Below are 7,478 nucleotides of genomic sequence, written 5' to 3'. Positions count from 1 at the left end.
AAACGCCCGGTTACATTCCGAACCCGGAAGCTAAGCCTCACAGCGCCGATGGTACTGCAGGGGGGACCCTGTGGGAGAGTAGGACGCCGCCGAACTCCTTTTACAGCTCCGGCTCTTGGGCACTGCCCAGGAGCCGGAGCTTTTTTGCGTTGAGGTAAGGTCAGGGGGCATCGTCGGCTCGTTTCGCACAGGAGGCCCCCGGGTGGAGGTCCAGGAGACCCGTGTCCAGACAGATCGGGTCCTCACCATCCCGAACATCCTCAGCATGGCGCGGCTCGTCGGCGTACCCGTCTTCCTGTGGTTGATCCTCAGGCCGGAGTTCGGCGGTCCCAACAGCGATGGCTGGGCCCTCCTCGTGCTCGCGTTCAGCGGGATCAGCGACTACCTCGACGGCAAGCTCGCCCGGCGCTGGAACCAGATCAGCAGCCTCGGCCGGCTGCTCGACCCCGCCGCCGACCGGCTCTACGTCCTGTCCACGCTGCTCGGGCTGACCTGGCGGGAGATTCTCCCGCTCTGGCTCACCGCCCTCCTGCTGGCCCGGGAGCTGGTCCTCCTGGTCATGGTGGGCATCCTCCGCCGGCACGGCTATCCGCCGCCGCAGGTGAACTTCCTCGGCAAGGCCGCCACGTTCAACCTCATGTACGCCTTCCCGCTCCTGCTGCTCAGCGACGGAAACGGATGGATCGCGTCACTCGCCGCAGTTTTCGGGTGGGCCTTCGCCGGATGGGGTACAACCCTCTATTGGTGGGCAGGAGTGCTCTACGTGGTACAAGTCCGCCGTCTGGTGCGCGCGGACGCCGTGGCCGATTGAGCCCGTCTCTTGTCTGGACAAAGTCGTCCGATGGCCGCCCGCCGTGAAATGCGGGACACTTTGGACGGGTGAAGTCGGCTAGACAGTCATCTCTTTAGGAGGACGCTTCCGACATGAAGGCCGTCGTGATGGCCGGCGGCGAAGGCACGCGCCTTCGCCCAATGACCTCCAGCATGCCCAAGCCGCTCCTGCCCGTGGCGAATCGCCCGATCATGGAGCATGTGCTGCGACTGCTCAAAAAGCACGGGCTCAACGAGACCGTGGTCACCGTGCAGTTCCTGGCGTCCCTCGTAAAGAACTACTTCGGTGACGGTGAAGAGCTCGGTATGGAGCTCACGTACGCCAACGAGGAGAAGCCGCTCGGTACCGCCGGAAGCGTCAAGAACGCCGAGGAGGCGTTGAAGGACGATGCCTTCCTCGTCATCTCCGGCGATGCGCTGACCGACTTCGACCTCACCGAGCTGATCAATTTCCACAAGGAGAAGGGTGCGCTGGTCACGGTCTGCCTGACCCGCGTGCCCAATCCGCTGGAGTTCGGCATCACCATCGTCGACGAGGAAGGCAAGGTCGAGCGCTTCCTGGAGAAGCCGACCTGGGGACAGGTCTTCTCCGACACGGTCAACACGGGCATCTACGTCATGGAGCCCGAGGTCTTCAACTACGTCGAAGCCGATGTGCCCGTCGACTGGTCCGGTGATGTCTTCCCGCAGCTGATGAAGGAAGGCAAGCCGATCTACGGCTATGTCGCCGAGGGCTACTGGGAGGACGTCGGCACGCACGAGAGCTACGTGAAGGCCCAGGCGGACGTCCTCGAAGGCAAGGTCAACGTCGACATCGACGGCTTCGAGATCTCCCCGGGCGTGTGGGTCGCGGAGGGCGCCGAGGTGCACCCCGACGCCGTCCTGCGCGGACCGCTGTACATCGGCGACTACGCGAAGGTCGAGGCCGGCGCGGAGATCCGCGAGCACACCGTCGTCGGGTCCAACGTGGTCGTCAAGAGCGGCGCCTTCCTGCACAAGGCCGTCGTGCACGACAACGTGTACGTCGGACAGCACAGCAATCTGCGGGGCTGCGTCGTCGGCAAGAACACCGACATCATGCGCGCCGCCCGGATCGAGGACGGGGCGGTCATCGGCGACGAGTGCCTGATCGGTGAGGAATCGATCGTTCAGGGCAACGTCCGCGTGTACCCGTTCAAGACCATCGAGGCCGGTGCCTTCGTCAACACCTCGGTGATCTGGGAGTCCCGGGGGCAGGCCCATCTGTTCGGCGCCCGCGGTGTCTCCGGCATCCTGAACGTGGAGATCACGCCGGAGCTGGCGGTGCGGCTCGCCGGTGCGTACGCCACGACGCTGAAGAAGGGCTCCACGGTCACCACGGCCCGCGACCACTCCCGGGGCGCCCGGGCGCTCAAGCGGGCGGTGATCTCCGCACTGCAGGCCAGCGCCATCGACGTACGCGACCTGGAGAACGTGCCGCTGCCCGTGGCCCGGCAGCAGACCGCGCGAGGCAGTGCCGGCGGCATCATGATCCGGACCTCGCCGGGTGTCCCGGACTCGGTCGACATCATGTTCTTCGACGGGCAGGGCGCGGACCTCTCGCAGGGCAGCCAGCGCAAGCTGGACCGGGTCTTCGCGCGCCAGGAGTACCGGCGGGCGTTCCCCGGCGAGATCGGTGATCTGTACTTCCCGGCCAGTGTCTTCGACTCGTACACCGGATCGCTGCTGCGGAACGTCGACACGACCGGGATAGCCGAATCGGGTCTCAAGGTCGTCGTGGACGCCTCGAACGGCAGTGCCGGACTCGTGCTGCCGAGCCTGCTCGGCAAGCTCGGTGTGGACTCGCTGACCATCAACCCCGGTCTCGACGAGTCCAGGCCGACGGAGACCGAGGAGATGCGCCGGAAGGGGCTGGTGCGGCTCGGTGAGATCGTGGCGTCCTCGGGTGCCGCGTTCGGTGTGCGGTTCGACCCCGTCGGCGAGCGGCTGTCGCTCGTGGACGAGAAGGGCCGGATCATCGAGGACGACCGGGCGCTGCTGGTGATGCTGGACCTGGTGGCCGCCGAGCGACGCAGCGGGCGGGTGGCGCTTCCCGTCACCACGACCCGGATCGCCGAGCAGGTGGCCGCCTACCACGGCACGCAGGTGGAGTGGACCACCACCTCGCCCGACGACCTCACGCGCGTGGGGCGCGAGGAAGGCACCATCTTCGGCGGTGACGGCAAGGGCGGCTTCATCGTCCCCGAGTTCAGCAGCGTCTACGACGGCACAGCGGCCTTCGTACGGCTCATCGGGCTGGTGGCGCGGACGCAGCTCACGCTCAGCCAGATCGACGCCCGGATCCCGCGGGCGCACGTCCTCAAGCGCGACCTGGCGACGCCGTGGGCCGTCAAGGGTCTGGTCATGCGCCGGGTGGTCGAGGCCGCCGGGGACCGCTCCGTCGACACGACCGACGGTGTGCGGGTCGTGGAGGCCGACGGCCGCTGGGTGATGGTGCTGCCGGACCCGGCCGAGGCGGTGACCCACCTGTGGGCCGAGGGGCCCGACGACGCCTCCGCGCAGGCCCTGCTGGACGAGTGGTCGGCGGTCGTGGACAGCGCCGGCCGGTAACTCCCGGCGGCTGAGAACGGCAAAATCCGCTGCACGCGCGCGTGCCGGACAAGTGCCCCCAAGGGGGCCTGTCCGGCACGCCGGTGGGGCCGTTCGGAGGTACTGCGCGCGACGTGCGACGATGTGCGGCATGCCGCAGCAACCCCCCGTTCGGAGCAGCCCCACGAGCTCGCGGCGCCCGGACGCCTCCATGTCGTTGATCACCAACGTCATGGACCACAGCCTCGACGACGGCTACGCGGAGGCCGCAGCCCGGAAGAAGTCCCCGGGCGAGGGCGGCATGCCGAAGACGCTCCGGGCCAAGCTGGTCCTGGCCGCAGGTCTCGTCCTCGCGGCGCTGGTCGTGACCGTGGGGGCGGCACAGGCCCGCGTGTCGGCGCCCGTGGTGGCCAAGGAGCGCCAGGAGCTGATCGACCGTATCGACACCGAGACGGCGGACGCGGACAAGCTGGAGAGCACCGTCGACACGCTGCGCGACGACGTCAGCGCGCGCCAGCGGGCGGCCCTGAGGTCGAGCGGTGGCAGCGCCGAGGCGGACCTGGTGGGCCTGCTGTCGGGGGCCACCGCGGTGCACGGCCCCGGCGTCAGGCTCGTCGTGAACGACGCCAAGGAGGCCGCCGGCGGCGGGGACGGCGCCAACCCCCGCGAGACCTCGGGCTTCTCCGACACCGGCCGGGTGCGGGACCGCGACATGCAGCGCGTGGTCAACGGCCTGTGGGCCTCCGGGGCCGAGGCGATCTCCATCAACGGGCAGCGGCTGACCGCCCTGTCCGCGATCAGGGCCGCCGGTGACGCGATACTGGTCGACAACAGGCCGCTGGTGCCGCCGTACACGGTGCTGGCGGTGGGGGACGGGGAGAGGTTGAGCACCAGGTTCCAGAACAGCGCCGACGGCCTGTATCTGCACGCCCTGGAGGAGAACTACGGCATCCGCGCCACCATCTCCACGGAGGGCGACGTCCGGTTGCCCGCCGCCCCCAGTGTGATCGTACGCACAGCACAGCCGAAGTCCGAGAAGACCGGGAAGGGCACATCGTGATCGCCGTACTGGGCCTCGTCGTGGGAGTCGTGGCCGGCCTGTTGGTCCGGCCCGAGGTTCCGGCGGTCGTCGAGCCTTATCTGCCGATCGCCGTCGTCGCGGCGCTGGACGCCGTCTTCGGCGGCCTGCGGGCCATGCTGGACGGCATCTTCGACGACAAGGTCTTCGTGGTGTCGTTCCTGTCGAACGTGGTCGTCGCCGCCCTCATCGTGTTCCTCGGTGACAAGTTGGGCGTGGGCGCGCAGCTGTCCACGGGAGTCGTCGTGGTCCTCGGCATCCGGATCTTCTCCAATGCCGCGGCGATCCGGCGGCACGTGTTCCGGGCGTGAGGCCGATGAGCGAGCAGAGCGACCGGAACGACCGGAACGACCAGCCGGAGAACCCGCTGCGCAGGGAGCTGCCGGCCGAGGTGCCCGCGCCCGCGCCCGAGGCCGGGCAGCAGGGCCCGGAGCAGCCCCAGCAGCCGCAGACGGGCAGGCAGCGGCTCGTCAAGGGCCTGTGGCCGCCGCGTTTCACGCGGGCCCAACTCATCGTCGCGCTGCTGCTGTTCGGCCTCGGCTTCGGCCTGGCCGTACAGGTGGCGTCCAACAGCGACACCGACGGAGCGCTGCGCGGCGCGCGTCAAGAAGATCTTGTTCGCATCCTCGATGAACTGGATTCCCGTACTCAGCGTCTTGAGGACGAGAAGCAGGGACTCGAGAAGCAGCGTCAGGAGCTGCAGTCCAGTTCCGACCAGGCCGCCGAGGCCCGTCGGCAGACCGCCGAGAAGGAGAGACAACTCGGCATCCTGGCGGGGACCGTGGCGGCGCAGGGTCCCGGCATCACCATGACGATCGAGGACACGAAGGGGACGGTCCAGGCGGACATGCTGCTCGACGCGATCCAGGAACTGCGCGCGGCCGGCGCGGAGGCGATCCAGGTCAACGGGGTGCGGGTGGTCGCCGGCACCTACGTCACCGACTCCGGCAAGAGCGTGAGCGTCGACGGGAACAAGATCAACACCCCCTATCGTTTCAAGGTCATCGGCAAGCCGCAGGACCTCGAGCCGGCGCTGAACATCCCGGGAGGCGTGGTGCAGACTCTGGAGAAGGAGCAGGCCACGGTGACCGTCGAGCGGTCGGACAAGATCGTCGTGGACGCCTTGCGACAGGCGAAGCGGCCTGACTACGCTCGGTCGTCCTCCCAGTGAACCGCCGGTGCATGGGGGTCGTCGCGCAGGGGCATGAGGTTGCGGGGGGTCGGCGCACCGAAGGGGTGGTGCGTGGTGGAAACTGTCTGGTGGATACGGACGTTGTGAGAATGTCCGGCTCGGCCGGTGTAGGCAATCAGGGTTCGTCCTGCCCCACGGGCGGGTCTGTTTCGGTCAAGGGGAATCGCCCGTGAAGTTGTTTGCGAAGTTGTTCGGCAAGAGCGCGCGAGAGGGCCGCGACAACGCGACCGCTCGTCATCGCGCACAGCCTGACGCGGAGGGCCAGCGCCCGCTGTTCCGGGACCAGGTCGCTGGTCCGGGCGGTGACATTTCCGGTGGTCAGGGCGCGGCGTCTGTTGACCCTGCCCAGTCCGGCGGCATAGGTTTCGGGCAACCGTCAACCTCAGGTACGGGTGGAGGGTTTGCCTCCGGCCCGTACGCGTCCAACGCCCCGGCGGGGCAGCCGCGGCAGGAGGATCCGTCGATGTCGGTCCTGGTGTGTACGAGGTGCGGTAACCGGAATGCGGAGAACGCCCGGTTCTGCTCCAACTGCGGGGCGCCGCTGCGCCCCGGGGTGGCGCCCGAGCGGGCTTCCGAGACGACGTCCACCATCTCGATCTCCGGCCTGGAGGCGTACGACTCCGAGGCGACCGGCCAGACGCCGCTGCCGATGCTCTCCCCGGAGGCGCAGGCCGCGGTGGACGCGCTGCCGGTGGGCTCGGCGCTGCTGGTGGTACGCCGCGGTCCGAACTCGGGCAGCCGCTTCCTGCTGGACAGCGACCTGACCACGGCCGGCCGCCATCCGCAGAGCGACATCTTCCTGGACGACGTCACGGTCTCCCGGCGGCACGTGGAGTTCCGGCGCTCCCCCGACGGCTCCTTCACGGTGGCCGACGTGGGCAGCCTGAACGGCACGTACGTCAACCGCGAGCGCATTGACCAGGTCGCCCTGTCGAACGGTGACGAGGTGCAGATCGGCAAGTACCGGCTGGTGTTCTACGCGAGCCGGCAGGGCATCTGACCCGCCCCCGGACCGAGGTCCGGGGGGACCCCCAGGGAAGGTCCATGCTTCAATCACCGAGCGGCGGTGCCGGAAGCGGTACCGCCGCCAGGGACAGTGGGCTGATGAGCATCGGCACGGTGCTGAACGTGCTGCGCGACGAGTTCCCCGAAGTCACCATCTCCAAGATCCGCTTCCTGGAGTCGGAGGGGCTCATCGAGCCGCAGCGGACCCCGTCGGGGTACCGCAAGTTCAGCGCCGCGGACGTCGAGCGCCTCGGTCACGTCCTGCGGATGCAGCGGGACCACTACCTGCCGCTCAAGGTGATCCGGGAGCATCTGGACGCCATGGAGCGGGGTGAGGCCGTACCCCTGCCCGTGGTGGGGCGCCAGCGCACCCCGGACGACGTACCGGGGCAGCCGGAGGGGCGCACGGTGGCCAGGGTCGGCAGGGCCGAGCTGCTGGCCGCGGCGGACATCGGCGAGGACGAGCTGCGGGAGTGGGAGTCCTACGGGCTGCTCGCTCCGCTGGCGGACGGGGCGTACGACGCCGAGGCCGTGACCGTGGCCTCGCTCATCGCCGAGCTGGGCCGGTTCGGGATCGAGCCACGCCACCTCCGGGTGATGAAGGCCGCCGCGGACCGGGAGGCGGGGCTGGTCGACCAGGTGGTGGCCCCGCTCAAGCGCCACCGCAACCCGCAGACCAGGGCCCACGCCGAGGCCCGTACGAAGGAGCTGGCAGCCCTCGCGGTCAAGCTGCACGCGGCGCTGGTGCAGACCGCTCTGGGCGTGCGGCTGCCCTGAGACGGCGGGCCCGCGGGGCGGCCGGAT

The 7,478-nt window shown here is 69.1% G+C and carries 7 protein-coding genes and 1 rRNA gene; all 8 read left to right on the top strand.

The window, feature by feature from the left end; genetic code table 11:
• A 5S ribosomal RNA gene (gene rrf / locus ABZ923_RS32570) occupies positions 1-95 on the top strand; the annotation flags it as partial.
• Between the two features lie 107 nt (positions 96-202).
• The gene (locus ABZ923_RS32565) at positions 203-811 is read left to right on the top strand and encodes a CDP-alcohol phosphatidyltransferase family protein (RefSeq protein ID WP_361478990.1); all 609 of its coding nucleotides are present in this window, start codon (positions 203-205) and stop codon (positions 809-811) included.
• Between the two features lie 113 nt (positions 812-924).
• The gene (locus tag ABZ923_RS32560; protein ID WP_361478987.1) at positions 925-3,420 is read left to right on the top strand and encodes a mannose-1-phosphate guanyltransferase; all 2,496 of its coding nucleotides are present in this window, start codon (positions 925-927) and stop codon (positions 3,418-3,420) included.
• Between the two features lie 190 nt (positions 3,421-3,610).
• Positions 3,611-4,459, top strand: a complete 849-nt coding sequence (locus ABZ923_RS32555; RefSeq protein WP_361478984.1) for a DUF881 domain-containing protein — start codon at positions 3,611-3,613, stop codon at positions 4,457-4,459.
• Complete coding sequence (locus ABZ923_RS32550) at positions 4,456-4,788, top strand: small basic family protein (RefSeq protein ID WP_003988855.1); 333 nt, start codon at positions 4,456-4,458, stop codon at positions 4,786-4,788. Before ABZ923_RS32555 ends, ABZ923_RS32550 begins: the two co-directional genes overlap by 4 nt.
• Positions 4,789-4,793: 5 nt before the next feature.
• A complete protein-coding gene (locus tag ABZ923_RS32545) occupies positions 4,794-5,648 on the top strand; it encodes a DUF881 domain-containing protein (protein ID WP_361478981.1) in 855 nt (284 codons plus the stop codon).
• A 190-nt stretch (positions 5,649-5,838) separates the two neighbouring features.
• Positions 5,839-6,669 (top strand): FHA domain-containing protein, encoded by an 831-nt coding sequence (locus tag ABZ923_RS32540; RefSeq protein ID WP_199808440.1) that lies wholly within the window; start codon positions 5,839-5,841, stop codon positions 6,667-6,669.
• 44 nt (positions 6,670-6,713) lie between these two features.
• On the top strand, positions 6,714-7,451 hold the full coding sequence (locus tag ABZ923_RS32535; protein ID WP_361478978.1) for a MerR family transcriptional regulator: 738 nt from the start codon (positions 6,714-6,716) through the stop codon (positions 7,449-7,451).
• The last annotated feature ends 27 nt before the right edge of the window (positions 7,452-7,478 follow it).

Origin of the sequence: Streptomyces sp. NPDC046881 (assembly GCF_040645015.1) — a bacterium.
In the GTDB taxonomy this organism is placed as follows: domain Bacteria; phylum Actinomycetota; class Actinomycetes; order Streptomycetales; family Streptomycetaceae; genus Streptomyces.
This window is presented reverse-complemented; position numbering and strand designations above follow the sequence as displayed.

Excerpts from the sequence above, each read along its gene's own strand:
- ABZ923_RS32560 (WP_361478987.1), top strand. The coding sequence starts at position 925 with ATGAAGGCCGTCGTGATGGCCGGCGGCGAAGGCACGCGCCTTCGCCCA.
- ABZ923_RS32555 (WP_361478984.1), top strand. The coding sequence starts at position 3,611 with ATGTCGTTGATCACCAACGTCATGGACCACAGCCTCGACGACGGCTAC.
- ABZ923_RS32545 (WP_361478981.1), top strand. The coding sequence starts at position 4,794 with ATGAGCGAGCAGAGCGACCGGAACGACCGGAACGACCAGCCGGAGAAC.
- ABZ923_RS32535 (WP_361478978.1), top strand. The coding sequence starts at position 6,714 with ATGCTTCAATCACCGAGCGGCGGTGCCGGAAGCGGTACCGCCGCCAGG.